The organism is Streptomyces sp. NBC_01176, assembly GCF_045039825.1.
Classification (GTDB): Bacteria; Actinomycetota; Actinomycetes; order Streptomycetales; family Streptomycetaceae; genus Streptomyces.
In genome coordinates, this window is record NZ_CP108600.1 from 2,417,199 (window position 1) to 2,444,141 (window position 26,943).

The 26,943-nt window shown below is 71.0% G+C and carries 21 protein-coding genes and 1 pseudogene; 13 read left to right on the top strand and 9 right to left on the bottom strand.

Annotated features, from left to right (window positions below; all coding sequences use genetic code 11):
- Positions 1–286 precede the first annotated feature (286 nt).
- From OG199_RS10205 to pssA, 9 genes are all read left to right on the top strand, one after another.
- Complete coding sequence (locus OG199_RS10205) at positions 287–2,092, top strand: 3-hydroxyacyl-CoA dehydrogenase family protein (protein WP_356798269.1); 1,806 nt, start codon at positions 287–289, stop codon at positions 2,090–2,092.
- Between the two features lie 136 nt (positions 2,093–2,228).
- Positions 2,229–3,041: a TetR family transcriptional regulator gene (locus OG199_RS10210; RefSeq protein WP_356798271.1), complete on the top strand. Its 813-nt coding sequence runs from the start codon at positions 2,229–2,231 to the stop codon at positions 3,039–3,041.
- Between the two features lie 844 nt (positions 3,042–3,885).
- Positions 3,886–5,223 carry a crotonyl-CoA carboxylase/reductase gene (gene ccrA, locus OG199_RS10215; protein ID WP_356798273.1) on the top strand — a complete coding sequence of 446 codons (1,338 nt, stop codon included), beginning with the start codon at positions 3,886–3,888 and terminating at the stop codon, positions 5,221–5,223.
- A gap of 9 nt (positions 5,224–5,232) precedes the next feature.
- The gene (locus OG199_RS10220; protein ID WP_356798275.1) at positions 5,233–7,266 is read left to right on the top strand and encodes a protein meaA; all 2,034 of its coding nucleotides are present in this window, start codon (positions 5,233–5,235) and stop codon (positions 7,264–7,266) included.
- The gene (locus tag OG199_RS10225) at positions 7,263–8,237 is read left to right on the top strand and encodes a CoA ester lyase (RefSeq protein ID WP_266703299.1); all 975 of its coding nucleotides are present in this window, start codon (positions 7,263–7,265) and stop codon (positions 8,235–8,237) included. Before OG199_RS10220 ends, OG199_RS10225 begins: the two co-directional genes overlap by 4 nt.
- 5 nt (positions 8,238–8,242) lie before the next feature.
- Positions 8,243–8,770 (top strand): MaoC family dehydratase, encoded by a 528-nt coding sequence (locus OG199_RS10230; protein WP_356798277.1) that lies wholly within the window; start codon positions 8,243–8,245, stop codon positions 8,768–8,770.
- 2 nt (positions 8,771–8,772) lie between these two features.
- The gene (locus OG199_RS10235; RefSeq protein ID WP_356798279.1) at positions 8,773–9,978 is read left to right on the top strand and encodes an acyl-CoA dehydrogenase family protein; all 1,206 of its coding nucleotides are present in this window, start codon (positions 8,773–8,775) and stop codon (positions 9,976–9,978) included.
- Between the two features lie 180 nt (positions 9,979–10,158).
- On the top strand, positions 10,159–10,815 hold the full coding sequence (locus tag OG199_RS10240) for a phosphatidylserine decarboxylase (protein ID WP_148013030.1): 657 nt from the start codon (positions 10,159–10,161) through the stop codon (positions 10,813–10,815).
- A gap of 22 nt (positions 10,816–10,837) precedes the next feature.
- Entirely contained in the window at positions 10,838–11,656 is an 819-nt protein-coding gene (gene pssA, locus OG199_RS10245) for a CDP-diacylglycerol--serine O-phosphatidyltransferase (protein ID WP_168534203.1), read from the top strand.
- Positions 11,657–11,723: 67 nt separating this feature from the next.
- Here pssA and OG199_RS10250 read toward each other — a convergent pair whose 3' ends face one another.
- The 5 genes from OG199_RS10250 to OG199_RS10270 all read right to left on the bottom strand — a co-directional run bounded on the left by OG199_RS10250 (position 11,724) and on the right by OG199_RS10270 (position 16,671).
- Positions 11,724–13,010, bottom strand: a complete 1,287-nt coding sequence (locus OG199_RS10250; protein WP_356798281.1) for an ABC transporter substrate-binding protein — start codon at positions 13,008–13,010, stop codon at positions 11,724–11,726.
- Positions 13,007–14,065 carry a branched-chain amino acid ABC transporter permease gene (locus tag OG199_RS10255; RefSeq protein WP_356798362.1) on the bottom strand — a complete coding sequence of 353 codons (1,059 nt, stop codon included), beginning with the start codon at positions 14,063–14,065 and terminating at the stop codon, positions 13,007–13,009. Before OG199_RS10255 ends, OG199_RS10250 begins: the two co-directional genes overlap by 4 nt.
- Before the next feature lie 55 nt (positions 14,066–14,120).
- Positions 14,121–15,011: a branched-chain amino acid ABC transporter permease gene (locus OG199_RS10260; protein ID WP_405829163.1), complete on the bottom strand. Its 891-nt coding sequence runs from the start codon at positions 15,009–15,011 to the stop codon at positions 14,121–14,123.
- The gene (locus tag OG199_RS10265; protein WP_356798364.1) at positions 15,008–15,778 is read right to left on the bottom strand and encodes an ABC transporter ATP-binding protein; all 771 of its coding nucleotides are present in this window, start codon (positions 15,776–15,778) and stop codon (positions 15,008–15,010) included. The genes OG199_RS10260 and OG199_RS10265 overlap by 4 nt, the downstream gene beginning before the upstream one ends.
- 86 nt (positions 15,779–15,864) lie before the next feature.
- Positions 15,865–16,671: an ABC transporter ATP-binding protein gene (locus tag OG199_RS10270; RefSeq protein WP_401805848.1), complete on the bottom strand. Its 807-nt coding sequence runs from the start codon at positions 16,669–16,671 to the stop codon at positions 15,865–15,867.
- A 246-nt stretch (positions 16,672–16,917) separates the two neighbouring features.
- Between OG199_RS10270 and OG199_RS10275 the strand changes: the two genes are divergently transcribed.
- Entirely contained in the window at positions 16,918–18,129 is a 1,212-nt protein-coding gene (locus tag OG199_RS10275) for a helix-turn-helix domain-containing protein (RefSeq protein WP_356798287.1), read from the top strand.
- 252 nt (positions 18,130–18,381) lie between these two features.
- On the opposite strand, the gene OG199_RS10280 is transcribed toward OG199_RS10275, so the two are convergent.
- On the bottom strand, positions 18,382–19,554 hold the full coding sequence (locus OG199_RS10280; protein ID WP_405829166.1) for a glycerate kinase: 1,173 nt from the start codon (positions 19,552–19,554) through the stop codon (positions 18,382–18,384).
- A 146-nt stretch (positions 19,555–19,700) separates the two neighbouring features.
- Between OG199_RS10280 and OG199_RS10285 the strand changes: the two genes are divergently transcribed.
- Complete coding sequence (locus OG199_RS10285) at positions 19,701–20,804, top strand: ADP-ribosylglycohydrolase family protein (protein WP_405829168.1); 1,104 nt, start codon at positions 19,701–19,703, stop codon at positions 20,802–20,804.
- Positions 20,805–20,904: 100 nt separating this feature from the next.
- A complete protein-coding gene (locus OG199_RS10290; protein WP_356798291.1) occupies positions 20,905–21,396 on the top strand; it encodes an NUDIX hydrolase in 492 nt (163 codons plus the stop codon).
- A gap of 207 nt (positions 21,397–21,603) precedes the next feature.
- Here OG199_RS10290 and OG199_RS10295 read toward each other — a convergent pair whose 3' ends face one another.
- The gene (locus tag OG199_RS10295) at positions 21,604–23,703 is read right to left on the bottom strand and encodes a DUF1996 domain-containing protein (RefSeq protein WP_405829170.1); all 2,100 of its coding nucleotides are present in this window, start codon (positions 23,701–23,703) and stop codon (positions 21,604–21,606) included.
- 304 nt (positions 23,704–24,007) lie between these two features.
- On the opposite strand from OG199_RS10295, the pseudogene OG199_RS10300 reads away from it, so the two are divergent.
- Positions 24,008–24,747: pseudogene (locus OG199_RS10300) on the top strand (SIR2 family NAD-dependent protein deacylase).
- Here OG199_RS10300 and OG199_RS10305 read toward each other — a convergent pair.
- Both OG199_RS10305 and OG199_RS10310 read right to left on the bottom strand, forming a co-directional pair.
- Positions 24,744–25,226 carry a methylated-DNA--[protein]-cysteine S-methyltransferase gene (locus tag OG199_RS10305; RefSeq protein WP_356798297.1) on the bottom strand — a complete coding sequence of 161 codons (483 nt, stop codon included), beginning with the start codon at positions 25,224–25,226 and terminating at the stop codon, positions 24,744–24,746. The pseudogene OG199_RS10300 and the gene OG199_RS10305 overlap by 4 nt on opposite strands.
- 31 nt (positions 25,227–25,257) lie before the next feature.
- Positions 25,258–26,838 carry an AlkA N-terminal domain-containing protein gene (locus OG199_RS10310; RefSeq protein WP_356798299.1) on the bottom strand — a complete coding sequence of 527 codons (1,581 nt, stop codon included), beginning with the start codon at positions 26,836–26,838 and terminating at the stop codon, positions 25,258–25,260.
- Positions 26,839–26,943: the final 105 nt, after the last annotated feature.

Below are 26,943 nucleotides of genomic sequence, written 5' to 3' on the forward strand. Positions count from 1 at the left end.
CAGACGAGCGAGTTACCCACTCGCGTTTTCCTCAGGGCGGCCTGGTGACGCAGCCGCCGTGAGAGCAGTCGGTTCGGTGCTTCAGGCACCGCAGTACGACACGGCTCCGGGACAGAGCCGGTCGGCTTCACCGTTCACCGGGTACGCCCTCGCGGGCTCCCGGCCCGGACGGCACCGGGCGTGTGCGCTCGTCAGCCCGGCAACACCCGCAATGCTCCGCACCCCGTGCGCTCCTCGGCGCACCCGTGTGTCCTCCTCAGTCGTCACCCTCTCCTGGAGTCCCGCGATGGCCGCTCCCCAGTCCGACATCCCTCTGTCCCCTCTCAAGACCGTCGCCGTCGTCGGCCTCGGCACCATGGGCACCGGCATCGCCGAGGTGCTCGCCCGGGCCGGCCGCGACGTCGTCGGCATCGACATCAGCGAGGCCGCGGCCGTCCAGGCCGTCACCGCGCTCGAAGCCTCCACCGCCCGCGCCGTGCGGCGCGAGCGCCTCACGGGGCAGGAGCGCGACGACATCCTCGCCCGCTTCCGCACCTCCACCGACCTCACGGCCGCGGCCGACGCCGACCTGGTCATCGAGGTGACCCCGGAGTCGTACGACATCAAGCAGCAGGTCTTCCGCGCGCTGGACGGCGTCGTGCGCCCGGACACCATCCTGGCCACCGGCACCAACGCCCTCTCCGTGACGCGTCTGGCCGCCGACTCGGCCCGCCCCGAGCGCGTTCTCGGCCTGCACTTCTTCAATCCGGCGCCCGCGATGAAGCTCGTCGAGGTCGTCTCGTCGGTGCTGACCGCGCCCGCGGCGGTCGCCGCCGTCACCAACCTCGCCCTCGACCTCGGCAAGGAGCCCGTCGCCGTCGGCGACCGTCCCGGATTCGTCGCCGACGGACTGCTGTTCGGCTACCTGAACCAGGCGGCCGCGATGTACGAGGCGAAGTACGCCTCCCGCGAGGACATCGACGCCGCGATGAAGCTCGGCTGCGGCCTGCCCATGGGCCCGCTCGCCCTGCTCGATCTGATCGGCGTCGACACGGCCCGTACGGTCCTGGAGGCCATGTACGCCGAGTCCCGCGACCGGCTGCACGCCCCCGCGCCCATCCTCAAGCAGCTCAGCGAGGCGGGCCTGACCGGACGGAAGTCGGGGCGCGGTTTCTACTCCTACGAGGCTCCCGGCAGCGGAAGCGTCGTGCGGGACGCGCTGACACCGCTCTCCGGCGGCCCCGGCACCCCTGGCCGTGCGGTGCGCTCGGTCGGCGTCGCGGGCTCCGGAACGATGGCGTCCGGCATCGCCGAGGTCTTCGCGAAGGCCGGGTACGAAGTCGTCCTGGCCGCCCGCAGCGAGGAGAAGGCACAGGCCGCCAAGGCCCGGATCGGCAAGTCGCTGGCCCGGTCGGTCGACAAGGGCCGGATGACCGCCGAGGCCGCCGCGAGCACCCTGGACCTGATCACGCCGGCGGGTTCGTACGACTCCTTCGCCGAGGTCGATCTCGCCCTGGAGGCGGTGGCCGAGGACCTGGAGGTCAAGCAGCAGCTCTTCGCGGTGTTCGACAAGGTCTGCAAGCCCGGCGCGATCCTCGCGACCACCACCTCCTCGCTGCCCGTCGTGGCCTGCGCCCGTGCCACCACGCGCCCGCAGGACGTGATCGGCATGCACTTCTTCAACCCGGCCCCGGCGATGAAGCTCGTCGAGGTGGTCCGGACCGTCCTGACCGCGGACGACGTGCACGGCACGGTCCGCGAGCTGTGCGAAAAGATCCGCAAGCACCCGGTGGACTGCGGCGACCGCGCCGGATTCATCGTGAACGCGCTGCTCTTCCCGTACCTGAACAACGCGATCAAGATGGTCCAGGAGCACTACGCGACGCTCGACGACATCGACGCCGCGATGAAGCTGGGCGGCGGGTACCCGATGGGGCCCTTCGAACTCCTGGACGTGGTCGGCCTGGACGTCTCCCTGGCCATCGAGAAGGTGCTGCACCGGGAGTTCCGCGACCCGGGCCTCGCCCCCGCGCCGCTCCTGGAGCATCTGGTGGCCGCGGGCTGCCTCGGCCGCAAGACGGGGCGCGGCTTCCGCGAATATGCCCGCCGCTGAGCGTCCCGGCGACCGGTCCGCGGACAGCGCCGACTGGGGCGGACTGCTCGACCCGACCGGAACCCCCCCGCCCGTCGAGGGTGGGGGGATCCCCGGACTTGCACGTTCTCCTGCGCAGATGCAGTACGTTCGGGTCATGTCCCAGCCCGCCAAGTCCTCACGTACACCGGCCACGTCCGACGCACCGGAGAGTGCCGCGGGCAGTCGCGCCGCCGCGCAACGGCTCAAGATGCGACGGGAACTGGCGGCCTCGGCCATGGAACTGTTCGCGACCAAGGGGTACGAGGCGACCACGGTCGACGAGATCGCGGCCCGGGCCGGGGTCGCCCGCCGCACCTTCTTCCGCCACTTCCGTTCGAAGGAAGAGGCGATCTTTCCCGACCACGACGACACCTTGATCCGCGCCGAGGCGGTCCTCGACGCGGCGCCCGCGCACGAGCATCCGCTGGACACGGTGTGCCGCGGCATCAAGGAAGTCATGAAGATGTACGCGGCCCAGCCCGAGATCTCCGTCTCGCGCTACAAACTGACCCGCGAGGTGCCCACGCTCCGGGAGGCCGAGATCGCCTCCGTGGCCCGGTACGAGCGGCTCTTCACCCGCTATCTCCTCGGCCACTTCGACGAGCACGCGCACGACGACGACGCCAACGACGATCCGCTGCTCGCCGAGGTCGCCGCGTCCGCCGTGGTCACGGCGCACAACCACGTCCTGCGGCGCTGGCTGCGGGCCGGCGGGCAGGGGGACGTGGAGGCACAGCTCGACCACGCCTTCGCCATCGTCCGCAGGACGTTCGGGACCGGGATCGGTGCCGGGCGGGACGCCGCTCCGCGCACGGCGCCCGCGTCCACCTTCACGGAGGGGGACGTCCTGGTGACCGTGGCCCGGGTCGACGCCCCGCTCGACCAGGTCATGCGGACGATCGAGCAGGCGCTGCGCGACCGCCCGTAGGACCTGCGGCAGGGATCCGACAGGGGCCCGGCGGGCTTCCGCCATCGACGCACGACCCGTGGCCCGTGCTCTGTCACCCGATCGGCGGAGGGCGGGACCGGGAGCCGGGCCGTGCCGAACGGCGGCCGGCCGAGACGATCAGGGCCCGGACCGGACCCGCACTCCGGCCCCCGCCCCGTGGGCCCATGCCCTCGCCCCGCCGGACGCAGACCCCCTGCCCCACCCCGCCGGACGTGGCTCCGTGCCCCCGCACCGCCGCTCTCCTCCCGGGACGCTCCCCCGACGCCCCCGACGCCCCGGCCCGTCAGTGGCACCCCCAGGCCCCGCCGTGGCACTCCAGGCCCCTCCATGGCACTCCCCGCCCCTCCCCGTGGCACTCCCCGTGCCCGCCGGGTCGCTCTCCGGCCCCGCCGGACCACCCTCCGGCCACCTCCCCGCCACTTCCCGGCGCTCGCCGCCCCGTGCGCGGCCGCCCGTCGCACCCCCTCCGAGCAGGGCTTTTTGATCGATCATCGGCTCATCTGATCGATCATCGCTCACGTGTTACGTAAAGATTTCACCTGAGCGCAACTCCTGGCACTCCGTGCCTTGCCAGGTGACACGCCGTGCCATACGTTGATGTTGTCCGGGCGGCCGGCGTGCAGAGATCCCTCGTACGCCGGCTGTCCCCGCCCACCACTGGTGGGCGCGCCCGGACGCCTGCGTCACAGGCACCCTCCCGCGCCGACAAAGCGCTGCCACAGCTCCACCTCCGCCGAACCGACGGCACACCCCTCACCTCAGCAGCAGTACCGACGTAACCCTCAGCGTCTTCCCTCGGACGCGTATCGCCGGAGGCAACACCGTGAAGGAAATCCTGGACGCGATCCAGTCGCCGGACTCCACGTCCGCCGACTTCGCCGCTCTTCCGCTCCCCGAGTCGTACCGTGCCATCACCGTGCACAAGGACGAGACGGAGATGTTCGCCGGGCTCAGCACCCGCGACAAGGACCCCCGCAAGTCGATCCACCTGGACGACGTGCCGGTGCCGGAGCTCGGCCCGGGTGAGGCCCTGGTGGCCGTCATGGCCTCCTCGGTCAACTACAACTCCGTGTGGACCTCGATCTTCGAGCCGATGTCGACCTTCGGCTTCCTGGAGCGCTACGGCAAGCTCTCCGACCTCACGCGTCGCCACGACCTGCCGTACCACGTCATCGGCTCCGACCTCGCGGGCGTGGTCCTGCGCACCGGCCCCGGCGTCAACGCCTGGAAGCCCGGCGACGAGGTCGTCGCGCACTGCCTCTCGGTCGAGCTGGAGTCCTCGGACGGCCACAACGACACGATGCTCGACCCCGAGCAGCGCATCTGGGGCTTCGAGACCAACTTCGGCGGGCTCGCCGAGATCGCGCTCGTCAAGTCCAACCAGCTGATGCCGAAGCCCGACCACCTGAGCTGGGAGGAGGCCGCGGCTCCCGGTCTCGTCAACTCCACCGCGTACCGCCAGCTGGTGTCGAAGAACGGCGCCGGCATGAAGCAGGGCGACAACGTGCTCATCTGGGGCGCGAGCGGCGGGCTCGGCTCGTACGCCACCCAGTTCGCGCTCGCCGGCGGCGCCAACCCCATCTGCGTCGTCAGCAGTGAGCAGAAGGCGGACATCTGCCGCTCGATGGGCGCCGAGGCGATCATCGACCGCAACGCCGAGGGCTACCGGTTCTGGAAGGACGAGTCCACCCAGGACCCGAAGGAGTGGAAGCGCTTCGGCAAGCGCATCCGCGAGTTCACCGGGGGCGAGGACATCGACATCGTCTTCGAGCACCCCGGCCGCGAGACCTTCGGCGCGAGCGTCTACGTCACCCGCAAGGGCGGCACCATCACCACCTGCGCCTCGACCTCGGGCTACATGCACGAGTACGACAACCGCTACCTGTGGATGTCACTGAAGCGGATCATCGGCTCGCACTTCGCGAACTACCGCGAGGCCTGGGAGGCCAACCGGCTCGTCGCCAAGGGCAAGATCCACCCCACGCTCTCCAAGGTCTACGCCCTGGAGGACACCGGGCAGGCCGCCTACGACGTGCACCGCAACCTCCACCAGGGCAAGGTCGGTGTGCTCACCCTGGCGCCCCGTGAGGGCCTGGGTGTGCGCGACGAGGAGAAGCGCGCGCAGCACATCGACGCCATCAACCGCTTCCGGAACGTCTGAGGTCACCAGATGACAGAGCGTCAGCGTCAGAAGGACCGGCCGTGGCTCATGCGCACGTACGCCGGTCACTCCACGGCCGAGGCGTCCAACGAGTTGTACCGGCGCAACCTCGCCAAGGGCCAGACCGGTCTGTCGGTCGCGTTCGACCTGCCGACGCAGACCGGCTACGACCCCGACCACGTCCTCGCCCGCGGCGAGGTCGGCCGGGTCGGGGTTCCGGTCTCGCACCTCGGTGACATGCGCCGATTGTTCCAGGACATCCCCCTGGACCAGATGAACACCTCGATGACCATCAACGCCACCGCCATGTGGCTGCTGGCGCTCTATCAGGTCGTCGCCGAGGAGCAGGGTGTGGACATCACCACGCTCCAGGGGACGACACAGAACGACATCGTGAAGGAGTACCTCTCGCGGGGGACGCACGTCTTCCCGCCGGGGCCCTCGCTCCGTCTGACGACGGACATGATCGCCTACACGGTCTCCCACATCCCCAAGTGGAACCCCATCAACATCTGCTCGTACCACCTCCAGGAGGCCGGTGCCACGCCGGTCCAGGAGATCGCGTACGCGATGTCGACGGCCATCGCGGTGCTGGACGCCGTCCGTGACTCGGGGCAGGTGCCCGCGGAGAAGTTCGGCGACGTCGTCGCCCGGATCTCCTTCTTCGTGAACGCGGGCGTCCGGTTCATCGAGGAGATGTGCAAGATGCGCGCGTTCGGGCGCATCTGGGACGAGGTCACCCGCGAGCGGTACGGCATCCAGGACCCGAAGCAGCGCCGCTTCCGCTACGGCGTCCAGGTCAACTCCCTCGGTCTGACCGAGGCGCAGCCGGAGAACAACGTCCAGCGGATCGTGCTGGAGATGCTGGCCGTGACGCTCTCGAAGGACGCCCGCGCCCGCGCCGTGCAGCTTCCCGCCTGGAACGAGGCGCTGGGTCTGCCCCGGCCCTGGGACCAGCAGTGGTCGCTGCGCATCCAGCAGGTGCTGGCCCACGAGAGCGACCTGCTGGAGTACGAGGACATCTTCGAGGGCTCGCACGTCGTCGAGGCCAAGGTGGCCTCGCTGGTGGAGGAGTCGCTCGCCGAGATGGACCGGATCGACGAGATGGGCGGGGCGATGGCCGCCGTCGAGTCCGGCTATCTCAAGTCGCAGCTCGTCTCCTCGCACGCCGAGCGCCGGGCCCGGATCGAGGGCGGCACCGAGAAGATAGTCGGCGTCAACATCTACGAGTCGACGGAGCCCAACCCGCTCACCGCCGATCTGGACGCGGCGATCCACACGGTCGACCCGGCGGTCGAGGCCCGTGTCGTCGCCGCACTCCAGCAGTGGCGCGACACCCGCTACCAGCCGCCGTTCAACCACCCGCGCCCCTGCAAGGCGCTGGAGCGGCTGAAGGAGGCGGCCAAGGGCACCGACAACCTCATGGAGGCCACCCTGGAGTGCGCCCGCGCCGGGGTCACGACCGGCGAGTGGTCGGAGGCCCTGCGCGAGGTCTTCGGCGAGTTCCGCGCCCCGACCGGCGTCTCCTCGGCGCCCGTCGCGGTCACCGCCGAGGAGGGCACCGCGATGGCACAGGTGCGCCACCGGGTCGAGGAGACCGCCCGCGACCTCGGTGTGGGCAAGCTCCGGTTCCTGGTGGGCAAGCCGGGTCTGGACGGGCACTCCAACGGCGCCGAGCAGATCGCCGTGCGGGCCCGCGACGCCGGGTTCGAGGTGGTCTACCAGGGCATCCGGCTGACGCCCGAGCAGATAGTGGACGCCTCGATCGCCGAGGACGTGCACGCCGTCGGCCTGTCCATCCTGTCCGGCTCGCACGCCCAACTGGTGCCGGACGTGCTCGAACGGCTGCGCGAGGCAGGCGCGGCCGACATCCCGGTGATCGCCGGCGGGATCATCCCGAACGCCGACGCCGAACAGCTGCGCGCCGCCGGAGTGGCCGCGGTCTTCACCCCGAAGGACTTCGACATCACGGGAATCATCGGCCGTATCGTCGACGAGATCCGGAAAGCGAACAAGCTCGACCCCCTGGAGGTCCCCGCATGACCAGCCCTGTTCCCCAGGTCGACCGCCTTCGTCCGCGGCGCTCCTGCCTGGCCGTTCCTGGAAGCAACCCCCGCTTCCTGGAAAAGGCCCAGGGGCTCCCGGCGGACCAGGTCTTCCTGGACCTGGAGGACGCCTGCGCCCCGCTGGCCAAGCCCGACGCGCGGCACACCATCGTGAAGTTCCTCAACGAGGGCGACTGGACCGGCAAGACGCGGGTCGTACGGGTGAACGACTGGACGACGCACTGGACGTACCGCGATGTCGTCACGGTCGTCGAGGGCGCGGGCCAGAACCTCGACTGCATCATGCTGCCGAAGGTCCAGGACGCCCAGCAGGTCGTGGCCCTCGACCTGCTGCTGACGCAGATCGAGAAGACGATGGGCTTCGAGGTCGGCAGGATCGGCATCGAGGCGCAGATCGAGAACGCGAAGGGCCTGGTGAACGTCGACGAGATCGCGGCCGCCTCGCCGCGCGTGGAGACCATCATCTTCGGCCCGGCCGACTTCATGGCGTCGATCAACATGAAGTCGCTCGTCGTCGGCGAGCAGCCCCCGGGGTACCCGGCGGACGCCTACCACTACATCCTGATGCGCATCCTGATGGCCGCGCGGACGCACGACCTCCAGGCGATCGACGGCCCCTACCTGCAGATCCGCAACCAGGAGGGGTACCGCGAGGTCGCGGGACGCGCCGCCGCCCTCGGGTTCGACGGCAAGTGGGTGCTGCACCCGGACCAGGTGGCCGCGGCCAACGAGATCTTCTCGCCCTCGCAGGAGGACTTCGACCACGCCGAGCTGATTCTCGACGCATACGAGTACTACACGTCCGAGGCGGGCGGCAAGAAGGGCTCCGCGATGCTCGGTGACGAGATGATCGACGAGGCCAGCCGCAAGATGGCACTGGTGATCTCCGGCAAGGGCCGGGCGGCCGGCATGCAGCGCACCAGCAAGTTCGAAGCTCCGGAGGCCTGAGCACCATGCAGTTCGGACGCACGTACGAAGAGTTCGAGGTCGGCGCGGTCTACAAGCACTGGCCCGGCAAGACGGTCACCGAGTACGACGACCACCTCTTCTGCCTTCTGACCATGAACCACCACCCCCTCCACATGGACACGAACTATGCGGAGAGGACGACGGACTTCGGCCGGAACGTCGTCGTGGGCAACTACATCTACTCGCTGCTGCTCGGCATGTCGGTCCCCGACGTGTCCGGGAAGGCGATCGCCAACCTGGAGATCGAGTCGCTCAAGCACGTGGCGCCGACCTTCCACGGCGACACCATCTACGGCGAGACGACCGTCCTCGACAAGACGCCCTCCCGGAGCAAGAGCGACCGCGGGATCGTCCATGTCGAGACCAAGGGCTACAAGCAGGACGGCACGCTGGTCTGCGTGTTCCGCCGCAAGGTGATGGTCCCCACCGAGACGTACATCAAGGAGCGCGGCGGCGAGCAGCCCGGCCGCCCGGAGCCGACCGCACCCGCGGAGAAGAAGACGGAGAAGTAGCCATGGCGCGACTCGCCCAGACCGCCGGTCTGACCGACGTCCAGCAGGAGATCCTCTCCACGGTCCGCGACTTCGTGGACAAGGAGATCATCCCGGTCGCCACCGAGCTGGAGCACCGCGACGAGTACCCGCAGCAGATCGTCGACGGCCTGAAGGAACTGGGCCTGTTCGGCCTGATGATCCCCGAGGAGTACGGGGGTCTGGGGGAGTCGCTCCTCACGTACGCGCTCTGCGTCGAGGAGATCGCCCGCGGCTGGATGTCGGTGTCCGGCATCATCAACACGCACTTCATCGTGGCGTACATGATCAAGCAGCACGGCACCCAGGAGCAGAAGGACCACTTCCTGCCCCGGATGGCGCTGGGCGAGGTGCGTGGCGCGTTCTCGATGTCGGAGCCGGCGCTCGGCTCGGACGTGTCGGCGATCTCGTCCAAGGCGGTCCGGGACGGCGACGAGTACGTCCTGAACGGTCAGAAGATGTGGCTGACGAACGGCGGCTCGTCGACCCTGGTGGCCGTGCTCGTGCGCAGCGACGAGGGCCACCCGGAGGGGACGGCGCCGCACAAGTCGATGACGACCTTCCTGGTCGAGAAGGAGCCCGGCTTCGGCGAGGTCCGCCCCGGCCTCACGATCCCCGGGAAGATCGACAAGATGGGCTACAAGGGTGTCGACACCACCGAGCTCATCATGGACGGACTGCGCGTTCCGGCCAATCGGGTGCTCGGCGGCACCACCGGCCGAGGGTTTTACCAAATGATGGACGGAGTGGAGGTCGGCCGCGTGAACGTGGCGGCCCGTGGCTGCGGTGTCGCTCAGCGTGCCTTCGAGCTCGGTGTCTCGTATGCCCAGCAGCGTCACACTTTCGGCAAGCCGATCGCGCAGCATCAGGCCATCCAGTTCAAGCTGGCCGAGATGGCCACCAAGGTCGAGGCCGCCCATGCGATGATGGTGAACGCGGCACGCAAAAAGGACTCCGGGGAACGAAATGACCTCGAAGCGGGGATGGCGAAGTACCTCGCGTCCGAATACTGCAAGGAAGTCGTCGAGGATGCCTTCCGGATCCACGGCGGCTACGGCTTCTCCAAGGAGTACGAGATCGAGCGTCTCTACCGCGAGGCGCCGATGCTGCTGATCGGTGAAGGTACCGCCGAAATCCAGAAAATGATCATCGGGCGCCGACTGCTCGAAGAGTATCGACTCCAGGGCTAGCCGGGGTTGGATGTCCTGGTTCGGGGTGTTTTCTTCGAGAAGAAGATCACACCCCGTCAACACTCTTCGGCCGCCGACTCGGCTTCCTGGCTTGCCCAGTTGTGGCCCGCGACCGGTACGATCCCGGGAAAGCCGCCGTCCCCCGTTCCAGCGCGGCATCATCCGCTACGAAGGTCATCCATGCCCCACAGCCAAACCTCTGCACCTCGCGACAGCCTGGTCGGCGTACGCCTTGCGCGCGGAGCATCGCCGTGGCTTCTCCCGACCGTTGCCACCGCAGCACTCAGCCTGGCCCGCTCGCGCCGCTCCGGCGCCGCCAAGGCCGTGGCCGTACCCGCCACCGCGCTCGCGGCGGGCATGCTGTGGTTCTTCCGCGACCCCGAGCGTGAGATCGCCCAGGGCCGCGTCATCTCGCCCGCCGACGGCGTGGTGCAGAGCATCATGCCGTGGAAGGACGGGCGTACCCGCGTCGCGATCTTCATGAGTCCGCTCAACGTCCATGTGAACCGTGCGCCGCTCTCCGGCACGGTGACCTCGGTCGAGCACATCCCCGGTGGGTTCGTTCCGGCGTTCAACAAGGAGAGCGAGAACAACGAGCGTGTCGTCTGGCACTTCGACACCGAGCTCGGCGACATCGAGATGATCCAGATCGCCGGAGCCGTCGCCCGTCGTATCGTTCCTTATGTACCCCGGGGCACGAAGGTCGAGCAGGGCGAGCGGATCGGCCTGATCCGTTTCGGCTCGCGCGTCGACATCTACCTCCCCGAGGGTGTCGAGGTCGATGTGGAAGTCGGTCAGAAGACCGTGGCTGGGGTGACTCGAATTGACCGTGATTGATCCTGAGACACAGGCCGGCTGGGTGCCGGAGGCCGACGAGGTGGACGACGAGGAGGAGATGCCCCTCTCTCTCCGCCTCTCGATAGCGGACACCCTCACCCTCGGCAACGCCACGTGCGGCTTCATGGCGGTGTACTTCACCACCACCGGCATCCTGATCCCGCACCTCACCGGCAGCCAGGAGTCGGGCATGGCGCGGCACAGCGCCGCCACGGCCGTCATCCTGATGCTCTGCGCCGCGGTCTTCGACCTGTTCGACGGCCTGGTGGCGAGAAAACTGCGCTCCTCCCCCATGGGCGCGGAACTCGACAACCTGTCGGACCTGATCAGCTTCGGCCTCGCTCCGGCCTACTTCGTGCTGGTCTACGGCATGGTCGCGGACGACGCGCACCAGAGAGTGGCCGCGGTCGGCGCGATCGTGGTGCTGCTGGCGGTCGTGCTGCGGCTGGCGCGCTTCTCCTGCGTGACGGTCAAGGACGGCACGTTCCAGGGCATGCCGTCACCGTTCGGCGCGCTGACGGTGGTCTCCATCGTGCTGCTGGAGCTTCCCTTCGTCGCCACGCTCATGGCGATCATCGGGACCGCGTGGCTCATGGTCAGCCGGGTCGAGTATCCGAAGCCGCGGGGACGTCTCGCGGTGGCGATGCTCTCCTGGATCGTCCTGAGCATGGGCATGCTGGCGGCCTGGGCCTTCGACGCTCCGGGCGGACAGCTGCTCCTCCAGACCGGGTGCGCGCTGCAGCTGGTCCTCGGTGCGGTGATTCCCCTCTTCGCCACGGCCCGGAGGGTGAACAACTTCCGCGACAACCGGCGTGAGGCGCGGGCGGCACAGCTGCCGTAACGTCCCGTACGACGCCGAAGGGCCCCGAACCGTCCGGTTCGGGGCCCTTCGGCGTGGGCGGCCGCGGTCAGCCGCCCGGGGTGTAGCTCTCGGCCACGGCCGAGGCGGCGGCCTGCCGGACGACCTTCATCCCGCCCACGGCGTTCTTGTCCGGTTGCAGGATGACGCTCTCCTTCGAGGACGGGGCCTTCGGGTCGGTGAAGTCCTGGGTGACCCCGAACCCCGGGTCGAAGGCGTTGATCGTCAGCAGGGCCTTGTCCACACCCTCCCGGGTCAGGTCCTTGCCGGCGCAGGCCTTCTTGAGGGCCTCCCCGAAGGCGAGAGCGGCGGTCCAGCCGGCCACCACCCCGTTGTCCAGGGAGTCCTTCGGGTAGGCGGCCTTGTAGTCCTCGACGAGTTTCTTGGCCTGCGGGGTGTCCGCGCCGATGGGCAGCGAGGGCGAGGCGACGTAGTAGTTCTTCATCAGGGCGGGGCCCGCCTGGGTGGCGAGCAGCTGCGGCGCGAAGGCCGAGTTGTTGCCGATGACGGGCACGTCGAACCTGCCCGCCGCCGCCACACCGACCAGCGAGGCGGCCTGCCGCGGGCCCGCGCTGACCACGATCGCCTTGACGCCGGCCTGCTTCAGGGCGGCGACCTGGGCGCTCATGTCGTTGTCGGTCGGTTTGATCTTCTGTTCGACGACGGTGAGCCCGGACTGCTTCGCCATGTACTTCGAACCGGCCAGGGCGTTCTCGCCGTAGTCGCCCTCGAAGTACACATGGCCGACCTTGTCGCCCTTCTTCAGCCCCTTCTCCTTCATCAGGAAGTCGAGGGCGTTGATCGTCTCGATGTCGTACGTGGAACCGATGACCCGGATGTACGGGCTGCCGAGCAGGTTGGCCGACCAGGCCTGGGGCAGCACCAGGCCCTTGTCCCGGCCGTCCACGCGCTGCTTGACGGCGGCCACGAACGGCGAGCCGATGAACTGCGTGAAGCCGAGCACCTTCGGCTCCAGCTCGGTGTAGCCGGCCACCGCCTTCTGCGGGTCGTAGCCGTGGTCGCGGACGGTGAGCGCCAACTGGCGGCCGCACACACCGCCGTCGGCGTTGGTCTGCTTCACATAGAGCTGCTGGGCCTGCGTGACACTCTTGCCGAGGGTCGCGTAGACCCCCGTCATGTCGGTGAGCACCCCGAGCTCGATGGTCTTCCCGGAGACACCCACGCCGGTCTTGACGCCACCGGCCGCCTCCTTGTCGCTCTCCTTGCCGTCCTTGGCCTTGGAACTGCACCCGGCCAGCACGAGCAGCACCGCGAGCGCGCCCGCGACCGCCTTCGCCGCGGGTGCCCCCGGCCTCCGTACCATGCGCATGGTCATCTTTCCTCCCCTGGGTTGGGCCTGCCGCGACGCCGGGCGGCCACGCTGACCAGACCGCCGGGCAGGAAGAGCACCGCCGCCACGACGGCGGCGCCGTACAGGTACCGGGCCGCCTCGCCCGGTGCGACACCGCCGGTGCCCGGGTCCGAGACCAGGGGCAGGGCGTCGCTGTAGTGGGTCAGCAGCTGGGGCAGCAGCGAGACGAAGGCCGCCCCGACCACCGCCCCGGCGACCGAGCCGAGGCCGCCGATGACGATCATGGCGAGGTAGTCGAGCGAGAGCGTGATCCCGAAGTAGTCGGGCACCGTGCGCTGGAAGATCAGCGCGAGCAGCACCCCGGCCAGGCCGGCGTACATCGAGGACAGGACGAAGACCCCGGCCCGGAACCGGGCGACCGGGACTCCGATCACCCCGGCCGCGATCCGGTGGTCGCGGATCGCGTTCAGGGCCCGGCCCGGACGGCCGCGCAGCACCCCGCGGGCGAACAGCGCACCGCCGAGGAGCAGGAGGAGTCCCACGTACCAGAGCTTCTCGGCGGAGCCGAAGGGAACGTCGGCGATCACCGTCTCACGGTCGTCGAAGGTGAGGCCGAACAGGCTCAGCGGCGGGACGTCACGGCCGTTGAAGCCTCCCGTGAGGTCGCGCGCGTTGAACAGCACGTGCTGGCCGATGAAGATCAGGGCGAGGGTGGCGATGCCGAGGTAGGCGCCGCGCAGCCGGCCCGCGATGGGGCTGAAGAGGCCTCCCGCGACGCCGGCGACGGCGACCGCGAGCACGGCGGCGAGCCACGTCGGCAGTCCCAGACCGGTCAGCCCGTCGCTCCCGTCGGCGGCGAACACGCAGTAGCCGTACGCGCCGACCGCGAGGAAGAAGGCGTGCCCCATGGAGAGCTGTCCGGTCGCGCCGGTCAGCAGGTTGATGCCGATCGCGCCGATCGCCGCGGCCATCGCGAACAGGCCCGCCTGGAGCCAGAAGCGTTCGAGGTAGAAGGGCAGGCCGAGCAGCAGGACGGCGCATCCGGCCCGGACGTACACGCGGCCGTGCGGCAGCCGCAGGGCGCGGCGCCGCGTGGGCCGCGGCTCACCGGCCGTCTCTTCGCGGGCGAGGACCTCAGACACGGGCGAGCTCCTTCGTACCGAACAGCCCGGCGGGCCGGACGAGCAGGATCGCGACCATCACCAGGTAGGGCGCGAGGTCTCCGAGACCGCGCCCGAGGAAGCTGAGATCGCTCTGGTAACCGGTGGCCAGGGACTCGGTGATGCCGACGAGCAGGCCGCCCACCAGCGCGCCCGTCGTCGAGTCGAGGCCGCCGAGGATCGCCGCGGGGAACGCCTTGAGCGCGGCGAGGGAGGTGGCGCGCTCCAGGCCGGGCGTCGGGAAGACGGTGAGGAACAGCGCCGCGACGGCGGCCAGTCCCCCGGCGACGGCCCAGGCCCCGAGCGACACCCGGCCCAGCCGCACGCCCATCAGGGCCGCGGTCTCGGGGCTCTCGGCGGCCGCGCGCATCGCCACGCCCCAAGACGTGTAGCGGAAGACCAGCAGGAAGACCGTGATGAGCAGGGCCGCGGCGGCGAACGCGGCGATCCGGGTGTGCGCGAGGGAGACCGGCCCGACGGTGAGCACGGCGTCTCCCCACGGATCGCCGGGGCTCAGGACATTCGTGCCGATACGACGGGTCAGTTCGGTGGTGAGCAGGATGTCCACGCCGATGGTGACGATGGCGAGGACACTGTGGTCGGAGCCCCGGTAGCGGCGCATCACCAGGAACTCCACGGCGGCACCGACCAGGGCGGCGCCGGCGATGCCGACGAGCAGCGCGGGCCAGAAGCCGATGTCGTCGTGCAGGGACGCGGTGATGTAGCCGCCCGCGAGGAGCAGCGAGGCGTGGGCGAAGTTGACGACCTCGGTGGCCCGGAAGATCACGACGAAGCCGAGGGCGATCAGGGCGTAGACGGAGCCCAGCGAGACTCCGTTGAGGAGGAGCTCGGCGAACGTGCTCATCGGTCGGTCTCCTCTGCGTCGGGGCGTTCGCCCAGATAGGCGCGGACGACCGCGGGGTCGTTCTGCACGTCGGCGGGGGCGCCGTCGGCGATCCGGCGTCCGAAGTCGAGTACGGTCACCGCGTCCGCGAGCCGCATCACCACCCCCATGTCGTGTTCCACCAGCACGATCGAGATGCCGAGGCTGTCGCGGACGCCCGCGATCACCTCGGCGGTACGGCGCCGCTCGTCGGCGGTCATGCCCGCGACGGGTTCGTCGAGCAGCAGGAGCCGGGGCTCCATGCACAGGGCGCGGGCGAGTTCGGCGAGCTTCTGCTGCCCGTACGGGAGCGAGCCGGCCGGCCGGCCGAGCTGCCGCTCCAGACCGACGAACGCGGCGATCTCACGCACGCGTTCACGGTGCCGGCGCTCCTCGCGGGCGGCGGCGGGCAGCCGTAGTCCCGCGGCGAGGAATCCGGTACGGGTCAGCCGGTGCCGGCCGAGCAGCAGGCTGTCCTCGACCGTGACGCGGGGCGGCAGGGCGAGGTTCTGGAAGATCCGGGCGACGCCGAGGGCCGCGATGCGGTGCGGTGGCAGGCCGGTCAGTTCGTGCTCGCCGAAGCGGACGCTTCCCGACGCCGGCCGGTAGACACCGGAGAGGACGTTGAAACAGGTGGACTTTCCGGCGCCGTTGGGTCCGATGACGGCGTGCACGGTGCCGGGGCGCACGGTGAGACTCACCGCGTCCAGCGCGGTCAGGCCGGCGAACCGGACCGTCAACTCCCTTATGTGGAGCGGAGGGACGACAAAGTCTGCGGCAAGTACGGGCGTTTCGGGGGCCGTCGGCGCGGTTTCGGGTCTGTCCACGACGTTGCTCACCCCTTCCAGCGCGGCAGGGCCGGCAGCGCGCCGCGCGCTCGTGACGCGTCGGCCGCTGCGTCCTCGTCGACCACGCCCAGATAGCGGCGGCGCACCTCGTCGGAGGCGGCCAGCTCGGCGGCGGGGCCCGAGAGGGTCACCTCTCCGACCTCCAGGACATAGGCGTGGGTGGCGAGTCGGAGGGCCAGGGCGGCGTTCTGCTCGACGAGGAGGACGGAGGTGCCCTGCTCGTTGATCTCCCGTACGGTGTCGGCGATCCGGGCGGCCATCAGCGGGGCGAGTCCGAGCGACGGCTCGTCGAGGAGGAGCACCTTCGGGGCGCCCATGAGGGCCCGTCCGACCGCGAGCATCTGCTGCTCGCCGCCCGACAGCAGCCCGGCGCGCTGCTGGGCGCGCTCGGCCAGCACGGGGAACAGGTCGTGCACGCGGCGCAGCGCCCGGGCCCGGTCCGCCCGGCCACCGGTGGCGCCGAGCGCTCCGGCCCGCAGGTTGTCGGCGACCGTCATCCGGGCGAACACCCGCCTGCCCTCAGGCACTTGGGACACCCCCGCGGCGACCACCCGGTCCGGCGGCAGCCGGTCGAGAGGGCGCCCGCCCAGGCTGACGGATCCCTCGGTCACGGCTCCTCCGTGGAAGGAGAGGGTCCGGCACACGGCACGCAGCAGCGTCGACTTGCCCGCGCCGTTGCTGCCCAGGACCGTGACCACGGCACCTTCCGGTACGTCCAGCGACACCTGGCGCAGTGCGCGCACGGGTCCGTATCCGACCGACAGGTTCCGTACGAGCAGAGCGGAACCGCCCATGGCACCTCCCTTGTCCTTGCTCGGTCCGTTGTCCTTGCCCGGTCGTTCTCCCGGTCGTTCTCCCGGTTGGTTCGGTTGTTCTCGCTCGGTGTGGCGCTCACCTCAGCACCGGCGGGGAGCGTCCGTCCACGGGGGGCGGGCGAATCGCGGCGGGTGCCCAGAGGTCGTGGCCGCCCGTTGTGCGCGCGCACAACGCTGCGTGTCAGGGGCCTGTGCGGGGCGGTGCGGGGATGGCATCCTCCGCCCATGGGAGGGCGCAGACCGCGGACCGGTCATGACTGGAAGCTGCTTGCGGAGTCCTGCGGGGCTCTGCTGGAACGACTGCCCGAGCTCGTCGACCAGCACCTGCGACAGCTCGCCGAGTACTCGCCCGTCTACGCGCAGGTGCTGCCGCAGGACCAGCAGTGGCGGGAGGCCGAGACGGCCATGCGCATCGGCATCGAGACGATCTCGGCGCCACGGGCCTCGCCGCGCCGCGATCTGGAGCACGCCGAGAAGGCGGGGCGCCGGCGGGCCCTGCAGGGGCTGCCGTTGGAACTGCTCGTGCACGCCTACCGCGCCGCGGGCTATCTCGTGTGGGACGCGCTCCTGGAGGGACCGGTGGGCCGGGAACCGGAGCGGTTGGCGGTCCTGATGCGTTCGGCGACGATGGTGTGGTCGGCCGTGGACGCCCAGACGGTCGCCGCGTCGGAGGCGTACCGGGCCACCGAGCGGGAGCTGCGGCGGCGCACCGACGAACAGCTCCAGGCGCTGCTCGACGCCCTGTTGGAGGGGCAGGAGGCACCCGGACTAGCGGCGCGGGCCGCGGCGGGGCTCGATCTGCCCGAACAGGCACCGTACGCCGTGGTGGTCCTGCGCCCGGAGCGCCGGGACTTACGGGAGGCGGTCCCCCGGCCCGTACAGAGCGGGGGGCTGCGCTTCATCTGGCGGATGCGGGCGGACTGCGAGGTCGGCGTGGTGGCGCTGGGTGCCGACGGGGATCTGGACCGGGTGGTGCGGCTGCTGCACGGCCGGTGCTCGGGGCCGGGCGGTATCAGTCCGGTGGTGGCGGGCCTCGGTGAACTGGGGCGCGCGCGGAGGCTGGCCGAGCTGGCGTTGCGCACCTGTACGGCGGACTCGACGGAGGTCGTACGTCTCGACCAGCGGATACCGACCGCGCTCGTGGTGACCCAGCCGGAGCTGGCCGGGCGGCTGGTGGCGGACGTGTTCGGGGCGCTGCTGGAACTGGAGCCGTCCGACCGGGCGGTGCTGCTGGAGACCCTCGACGTGTGGCTGCTGTGCGAGGGCTCCGCCGGGCGGGCCGCGGGGCGTCTGTACTGCCACCGCAACACGGTCTTCAACCGGCTGCGACGGCTGGAACAACTGACGTCACGCTCCCTGGCCCGGCCCCGGGACCTGATCGAGATGACGCTGGCCCTGGACGCGTACCGGTTGTCGGGGGGCGCGACTGCGGGGTGAGGGGGGCCGGTACCGGGGCGTGCGGTACGGGGCGGGCGGTACGGGTGCGGGGACCCTGCCCTGCCTCCACGGCGGGGGCTCCTGCGCGCGGCCTCGAAGGGCCGTCGGCTCGGCCGGGTCGAGGAAGCCCCACCGGTCGGGCGAGGACGTCGCCCGACCGGCCGAGCGGGTCCCCTCCCGCCGAGAGGGACCCGTCGGCCGAGGGGGTCCCGTCGGCCGAGGAGGTCCCGTCGGCCGAGGGGTTCCCATCGCTCAGATGAGGAAGTCGCGTCCGATGTTCTCCGCGACGCGCTCCAGGATCGGACCCGCGTCCGCGATGCACTTCGCGATGTCCGGCTCGACGTCGGTGAGCGGGTACGCCCGCCGGATGCCGGCCCGCCCGAGCGCTTCCGGGGGCAGGGCGAGCCGCCCGCAGACCGCGACGACCTCCTTGCCCGCCGCACGCGCGGCCGCCGCGACCCCCGCCGGGGCCTTGCCGTGCAGGGTCTGCTCGTCGAGCGAGCCCTCACCGGTGATGACGAGGTCCACCCGGTCGAGGGCCGGCGCGAAGCCGAGGACGTCGAGCATGACCTCGATGCCGGGACGGAACCGCGCACCGACGACGAGCGCTCCGTACCCGATGCCGCCCGCCGCTCCGGCACCGGGCGCGGCCGCGCACTCGGCGGCCCGGGAACCGATCGCCTTCTCCAGGACGGCGGTGAAGTGGGCGAGCGCGGCGTCCAGCACCACCACGTCGTCCGGGCTCGCGCCCTTCTGGGGGCCGTACACGGCCGGGGCACCCTTGGGACCCGTCAGCGGGTTGTCCACGTCGCTGGCGAGGACGAGGTCGACCGAGGAGAGCCGGTCGTCCAGACCGGACAGGTCCGCGGTCACCATGCCGCCGAGCGCCGCACCGCCCGGCGCCACCCGCTCGCCGTCCGCGTCGAGGAAGCGCGCCCCCAGCGCGGCCAGCATGCCCGCGCCACCGTCCGTCGTGGCGCTGCCGCCGACACCGAACACGATCGTGCGCGCTCCGGCGTCCAGCGCGGCACGCAGCAGTTCCCCGGAGCCGTACGTGGACGCGGTGAGCGGTGCGAAGGTCCCGGCGGGCAGCCGCTGCAGCCCGCTGGCCTCCGCCATCTCGACGACCGCGGTGTCTCCCCGCAGCGCGAAGGCGGCCGTCACCTCGTCCCCCAGGGGCCCGGCGACCCGTACCTCGCGGCGCTCGAAACCGGCCGCGACCGCCGCGTCGACGGTGCCGTCGCCGCCGTCGGCCACCGGCAGCGACTCGATCACGGCGGCCGGCGCCACCCGGCGCAGCCCGGCCGTCACCCGCTCCGCGACCTCGACGGCGGTCAGCGAGCCCTTGAACTTGTCCGCGGCGATCAGCACCCGCGGATCACGCCGGTCGCCCGTGCGTGTCGTCTTCTCGGCAGAGTCCGCCACCTTGCATTTCCCCTTGCTTTCCGGCCTCGCACACGTCAAGGCAGTCGCGCCGCTGCGACCTTAACCGCAGGACGACCCCGCCGTCATGCTCCGACCGGCCCCCGGAACACCGCACGGCGGCGGCCGGAATCGGGTAGACCGGAAACATGACCCCTGTGGGCACTGAGCTCGCGGACCGCGTCCTCGGGGGCTGGCTGGGCCGGATCGCGGGCAACATGCTCGGCAAACCGGTCGAGCAGGGCGACCACTGGACGCGGGACCGCATCGACCGCTATCTGCGACGGGCTGCCGCCCTGCCGCTCACCGACTACCTTCCCGGTCCCGCCGACAGCGACGACGGCGAGGGCGAGAGCGACGAGTTCGCGCTGCGGCCCGAGTGGCGGCAGTGCGTGCGCGGCCGTATCCACGGCAGTTGCCGGGACGACGACGTCGACTACGCGATCCTCGGTCTCGACCTGCTGGAGACGCACGGCTTCGGCTTCAGCACCGAGCAGGTCGGCGACCTGTGGCTGCTGCGGCTGCCCTACCTGCAGACCTTCACCGCGGAACGAGCGGCGTACCGCAACCTCGCGGCGGGCATCAAGCCGCCCCTCACCGCCACCTACGACAACCCGTACCAGGAGTGGATCGGCGCCCTGATCCGCGCCGACATCTACGGCTGGACCTGTCCTGGGGTGCCGCGCCGTGCGGCCTCCCTGGCCCGCAGGGACGCCGTGCTGTCCCACACCGGCAACGGCGTGTACGGCGCCATGTGGGCGGCTGCGCTGGTCTCCGCCGCCTTCACCGCGCCCACCGTGCGGCAGGCGCTCGACACGGCGCTGACCGTGATCCCCGCGAGCAGCCGCCTCGCACGCACCGTGCGCCGGGTGCTCACGCTCCACGAGACCAGGATGACCTGGGAGGACACGCTGAGCACCGTGTCGGAGGAGACCGCCGGGCTCGGCTGGATCCATACGATCCCGAACGCCGCCGTCCTCACGGCCGGACTCCTGTACGGCGACGGCGACTTCACCCGCACCGTCACCCTGACCGTCCGCGGCGGCCTGGACACCGACTCGAACGGGGCGACGGCGGGTTCGGTCGCCGGGGTCCTGTGCGGGGCCGAGGCCGTCCCCGCACAGTGGAAGGACCCCTTGGAGGACACGGTGCGCAGCGCGGTCTTCGGCTTCGACGGTGTACGGATCAGTGAACTGGCCGCGCGCACGGTCACGCTCGCGGAGACCGCGACCGAAGCGGGAGCCGGAGCCTGAGCCGGAGCCGGAGCCGGAGCGGGAGCTTGAGGAAGGTGACGGGGTCCGAAGCGGTCGGGGCGTCCGACGGGCGACCGCGTGGGCTCGTTACGCTTCGTGGATGACCACTCCGGACTTCGCCACGTACATCGCGGGTCTGCCCCGCGTCCTCGCCGGTGCCGCCGTGCTCTTCCGCGACGCCGACGGACGGATCCTGCTCGTCGAACCCAACTACCGTGAGGGCTGGGCCCTTCCGGGCGGCACCGTCGAGTCGGACGACGGGGAGACCCCGCGCCAGGGTGCCCGCCGCGAGACCGCGGAGGAGATCGGCCTCGACATCGAACCGGGCCGGCTGCTCACGGTCGACTGGGTGAGCGGGACCGGGCGGCCCCCGCTGGTCGCCTACCTGTACGACGGCGGGGTCCTCGACGAGGGGCAGCTCAAGGCGATCCGGCTGCAGGAGGAGGAGTTGCTGTCCTGGCGCCTGGTGTCGCGCGAGGAACTGGCCGACCATCTGTCAGGTGCGTTCGGCCGCCGGGTACTGGTCGCGCTCGACATCCTGTCCGAGGGCTCGGGAACGGCGGAACTCGAGAACGGGCACCGGGTGGGCTAGTGCCTGCCGTCGGGAGCATCGTCAGGAGCAGGTGACGCCGGGGCGCGGTGCCTTGGCGGCCGGGTGGCGCCGGCCCCGGTACCGGGCGTCGCGGCCGGGGTCCGCCGCGACTGGACGGCTGGACGCACGCCCACGACGGCGACGACGCCCGTACCCGCGAAGTCGCGGGTACGGGCGTCGTCTCATGGGTCACCCGGGGGGGCGATGTCACACGGTGCTGCGCCTGATCCGGCGCAGGAGCACCAGGCCCGCGATCACGAGCACCCCGCCGCCCGCGGCCGGCCACAAGGTCGTGCCGGTCTCGGCCAGGTCGCCGCTCGCGACCGTCTGCGGTTCGGTCTGCGCCTGGGCCTGCGACGACACCTGCGCGGCCGGGGCGTCTCCGCTCGTGGCCGGCGTCTGCCCGGTGTCGGCCGCGCCGCCCTGGTCGTCGGCCTTGCCCGCGTCGGGCGCGTCGTTCCCCGCTGCCGGGGTCGTCGTGTCCGCCTTGGGTACGACGCCGCCCTGGTCGCCGCCCGAGCCGCCGTCCTGCGGTTCGGCACCGCGCGTGGTGGCCGGGGGCTTGGGCCGCTGCGTCGCCGCGGGGGTACCGGGGTCGGCCCCGGCGTCTCCACCGGAGGTGGGATCGGCGCTCGGGGTCGGGGCGTCCTTCGTCGGCTCATCGGAACCGCCACCGGCGTTGCCGCCGTTGCCGGCGTTCCCACCGTTGCCGCCGCCATTGCCACCGTTGGCGCCGGCACCACCGTTGGCGTTGCCGTTGTCGCCGCCGGCACCGCCGTTGCCGCCGGCATTGCCACCGTTGGCGTTGCCGTTGTCGCCACCGGCACCACCGTTGCCGCCCGCGCCACCGTTGCCGTTGTCGCCGCCACCGTTACCGGTACCGTCGACGCACTGCTTGCCGGTGTTGATGCAGTCCACCATCTCCCGCATCAGGTTCGCGTCGAAGACGTTGATGAAGTCGTCGTGGTCGGTGATGGGCTTGTGCAGCTGCTCGGGGAACCCGTCCACGGCGTACGGGTTCTTCACCTGGCCGTTCTCGATGGTCGGCTGCGGAACGTCGTAGACCAGCCGCATCGTCAGCTGCGGGATCGCCTTGAAACCGCCCGCGCAGTTGCCGTTCGCGTCGGCGAAGGCCACGTGCGTGCGGTGGTTGGCGCTGTCGATGTTCTGGCCGTCCCAGCAGCTCTGGAAGGCGAACTTCCGTATCACGCTGCTGCCCTGGGGGCAGATCGGGTACTTGTCCGTCAACTGCACCTTGTCCTCGAACCCGGTGCAGCTCCAGTGCGCGTTGGCGTTCGCGGGGCCGTTGACGAAGGCCTTCGCGTCACCGGTGATGATGCGCAGGAAGGTCGGCATCTCGACGACCTTGCTCTGCGGAGAGCCCACGAACTCGATCTGTGCCTGCTTGGCCTGCAGGACCTTGCCGATGTTGCCTTCCAGACCACCGCCGTTGCGGTCGGCGTCGAACTCCTGCGTGCCGTCCTGCACACGGAGCACAGGCCAGTAGTACGTGGACTTGTCACCCTGGTTCTTGCACGTGGTGTCGCCGCCGGCGAGGTCGTCGTTGCTGGCGAACGCGTCGTTCGACTGGTTGCCGACGTAGTCGTGCAGGTGGTGGGCGCCGTTGGCGACACCGGGAGCGACGATCACGTTGTCGGTGTTGAACTTCTTGTTGGCGTTCACCCCGCACGTGCTCGTGAACGTACCCGTCGAGGCGCCGCCGCCGTTGCCCGGCTTCTGCTGCACGTTCGGCTGGACCGTCGTGATGTCCACGAAGTCCGCGGCGACGGGCCCGCTGACGGGCGAAGCGCCGCCGCCCTGCTGGCCGTTGCCCTGCTGGCCGTTGCCGTTCTGCTGCTGGCCGCCGCCGTTGTCGCCCTGCTGCTGTCCGTCGCCGTTCTGGTCACCGGTGTTGTCCTGGACCGGGGTGGCGGGAACCGCGGTGCAGGTGGCGGCACCGTCGAGCATGTTCGGGGCCTCGGCGCCCGCGTTCTTGAAACCGATCTTGATGCGGTCGATGACCGCGCCCCGCTTCTCCTTCAGCGGGCCGAGGACCGCGTTCTGCACGAAGCTCGGGTCCTGCTTCTGGGCCTGCTCCGCCGAGGCGAGGCGTGCGTACGCCTCGGAGATCTGCTGGTCGAGGAGGGCGAGTTGGTTGTCGACCTCCGTCTTCGCAGCCTCCGGCACCTCCGTGAGCTTGCTGCCCACGTCCGGGCAGTCGATCGTGGCGGCTCCGGCCGCCTTGGTCTCGTTCTGCTGCCCGGATCCACCGCCCCAGCTCTCGGTGGCCGACGCGTAGACGTTCACCGCTACCAGCCCACCTCCGCCCAATATCAGCGCGGCTGCGGCAAATGTCGCACGCCGTGCCCCTGTGGGGCGTCTGCGCGTGTTCCGTCTCACGTGTGTACTCCTACGCCTCGTAACAGGCCCGGCATGGAAATCCCCCCTGCCATACGTAGAGGGGCCCGGGGGCGTTCAAGCGCCTCGGGAATTCACAGCGGCCTCATACGCGTCGGCCGATGGATCACGGCCCCGCGGCCCCGCGCCCCCTCGCTCCGGCGCACCCTATATCCACTCGCGGCGGTCGGGCGGGCGACCTACGCTCGGCATCATGGCCAAGCCTCTCGTCGCCCTCCTCAGTGGTGCGGGTATCTCCACCGACTCCGGCATCCCCGACTACCGCGGTCCCCACGGCCTGTGGCGGAAGGATCCCGAGGCCGAGAAGCTCGTGACGTACGAGTACTACATGGGCGATCCCGAGATCCGGCGCGGGGCATGGCAGTTGCGGCGGAAGAACCAGGCCCTCCGAGCCGAGCCGAACGCCGCGCACTTGGCCGTGGCCGAGCTGGAGCGGTCCGGGGTGCCCGTGCGGGTGATCACACAGAACGTGGACGGGCTGCACCAGCTCGCCGGGATGCCCGCACGCAAGGTGCTGGAGCTGCACGGGACCGCACGCAGTGTCGTGTGCACCGAGTGCCGTGCCCGCGGGTCCATGGAGGACGCGCTCGCACGGGTCGAGGCCGGCGAGGACGACCCGCCGTGCCTGGAGTGCGGCGGGTCGTCCTCAAACCGGCGACCGTCATGTTCGGCGAGCGGCTCGACCCCGTGGTGCTCGGCGATGCCCTCGCGATCACCAAGGCCAGCCAGGTGTTCATCGCCGTCGGCAGCAGCCTCCAGGTGCAGCCCGCCGCCGGACTCGCCGGGGTCGCCGCCGACCACGGTGCCCGGCTGATCATCGTCAACGCCGAACCGACCCCGTACGACGACCGCGCCGACCAGGTCGTACGGGAGCCGATCGGCACCGCGCTGCCGGCGCTGCTGGGCGCGCTCGCCGGGGAACAGCCGGGTTAGAACAGGGCGGAGCCCCGCTCGAAGTCCAGCAGGCGCCGCTTGCGCTCCAGGCCGCCGCCGTAGCCCGTGAGGCTTCCGTCGGCGCCGACCACTCGGTGGCAGGGCACGATGATGCCGACCGGGTTCCTGCCGTTGGCGAGGCCCACCGCGCGGGAGGCCTTGGGGTTGCCGAGGGCGTCGGCGAGTTCCCCGTACGAGCGGATCTCGCCGTAGGGGATCCGGGCCAGTTGGTCCCACACCCTGCGCTGGAAGGGCGTGCCGGCGAGGCGCATCGGCACGTCGAACTCCTTCAGGTCGCCCGCGAAATAGGCGGCGAGCTGGCGCTTCGGCTCGGCCAGGAGGGTGTCGTCACGCTCGCCGAAGTCCTCCTGGGGCGGCCGGTGGCGCTGGCCGACCATGTAGAGGCCGCACAGGAGGCCGTCATCGGCGACGAGGGTGAGGGGACCGTAGGGGCTGTCGGTGACGGTGTGTCGTTTCACTGCGTGTCCTTGGTGCGGGCCCGTGGCGGGCTCATACGGGAAGGAAGTTGATCGGGTGGCTGTCCGTCGCCCACAGGTACTGGACCGCGTACGCCCGCCACGGGCGCCATGCCGCCGCGCGGGCGGTGAGGGCGGCGGGCGTGGAGGGCAGGCCCAACTCCTGGGCGGCTCGCCGGACTCCGAGATCGGTGGCGAGGAACGCGTCGGGGTCGCCGAGGGCCCGCATCGCGATGACGTCGACCGTCCAGGGGCCGAAGCCGGGGAGGGCGAGGAGCCGGGCCCGCGCCTCCGCCCAGTCGCTCTCCACCCCCAAGTGAAGCGTCCCGTCGGCCAGTTGACGCACGAGCGTGGTGAACGTGGTGCGGCGGGTGCGCGGCATGGCGAGGGACTCGGGGTCGAGCGCGGCCAGCGCGTCGGGGGACGGGAAGAGGTGGGTGAGGCCGCCCTCGGGGTCCTCGACCGGTTCACCGTGCGCGGTGACCAGACGGGCGGCGTGGGTACGGGCGGCGGCCGTGGAGACCTGCTGGCCGAGCACGGCCCGCACCGCGAACTCCGCCTCGTCCACCGTGCGCGGCACCCGGCGCCCCGGCGCCTTGTCGACGAGCGGGGCGAGCAGCGGGTCGGTGCGCAACTGGTCGTCGACGGCGACCGGGTCGGCGTCCAGGTCGAGCATGCGGCGGCAGCGGCTGATGGCGACGGTCAGGTCGCGCAGGTCGCTGAGGGTGAGGCGGCAGCCGATGTGGTCGGCGTGCGGGGTGAGCGCGACGATGCCGTGGCCGTAGGGCAGTCGCAGGGTGCGCCGGTAGGCGCCGTCACGCCATTCCTCGACACCGGGCACGGCCGTCGCCGCGAGGTGGCCGAACAGGTTGTCGGGGTTGAGGGGGGCGCGGAAGGGCAGGCGCAGGCACAGTACGGCGGGTGCGGTCGCGCCCGCCCGGGTCCCGCCGCCCGTCGTCGCTCCGGCGCCCGTCTTCGCTCCGGCCTCCCCGCCTGTCGTCGCTCCCCGGTTCGCCCTCGTGACGGCCGCCGCCCGTTTCCTCGGGAGACGATCGCGCAGTTCGCTCGGTGAGAGGGCGAAGACCTCGCGCACGGTGTCGTTGAAGGTACGGATCGAGGAGAACCCGGCCGCGAAGGCGATCTCCGCCATCGGGAGCGGGGTGGTCTCGATGAGCAGGCGCGCGGTCTGGGCGCGCTGCGCCCTGGCGAGTGCGAGCGGCCCGGCGCCCAGCTCGGCCAGCAGTTGCCGCTCCGTCTGGCGGGTGCTGTAGCCGAGCCGGCCGGCCAGACCGGGGACGCCCTCGCGGTCCACGACGCCGTCGCCGATCAGACGCATCGCGCGGGCCACCAGGTCGGCGCGCTGGTTCCACTCGGGCGAGCCGGGGCTGGTGTCCGGGCGGCAGCGCTTGCAGGCCCGGAAACCGGCCTGCTGGCAGGCCGCCGCGCTCGGGTGGAACGTCATGTTCTCCGGCTTCGGCGGCACGACCGGGCAGCTGGGCCGGCAGTAGATCCGGGTGGTCAGGACCGCTGTGAAGAACCAGCCGTCGAAGCGCGCGTCCTTCGACTGGACGGCGCGTACGCAGCGCTCGGTGTCGGTGTGCATCCCGTTCCGCATGTCTCCAGGATCGGGCATGGGCGAGGGCGGGGCTGGCGAGAATCCGACATCAACCTCGCGGGGCCTCGGGCGGCCCGTCTCCCCCGTCGCCGCCCCGGCCACCGT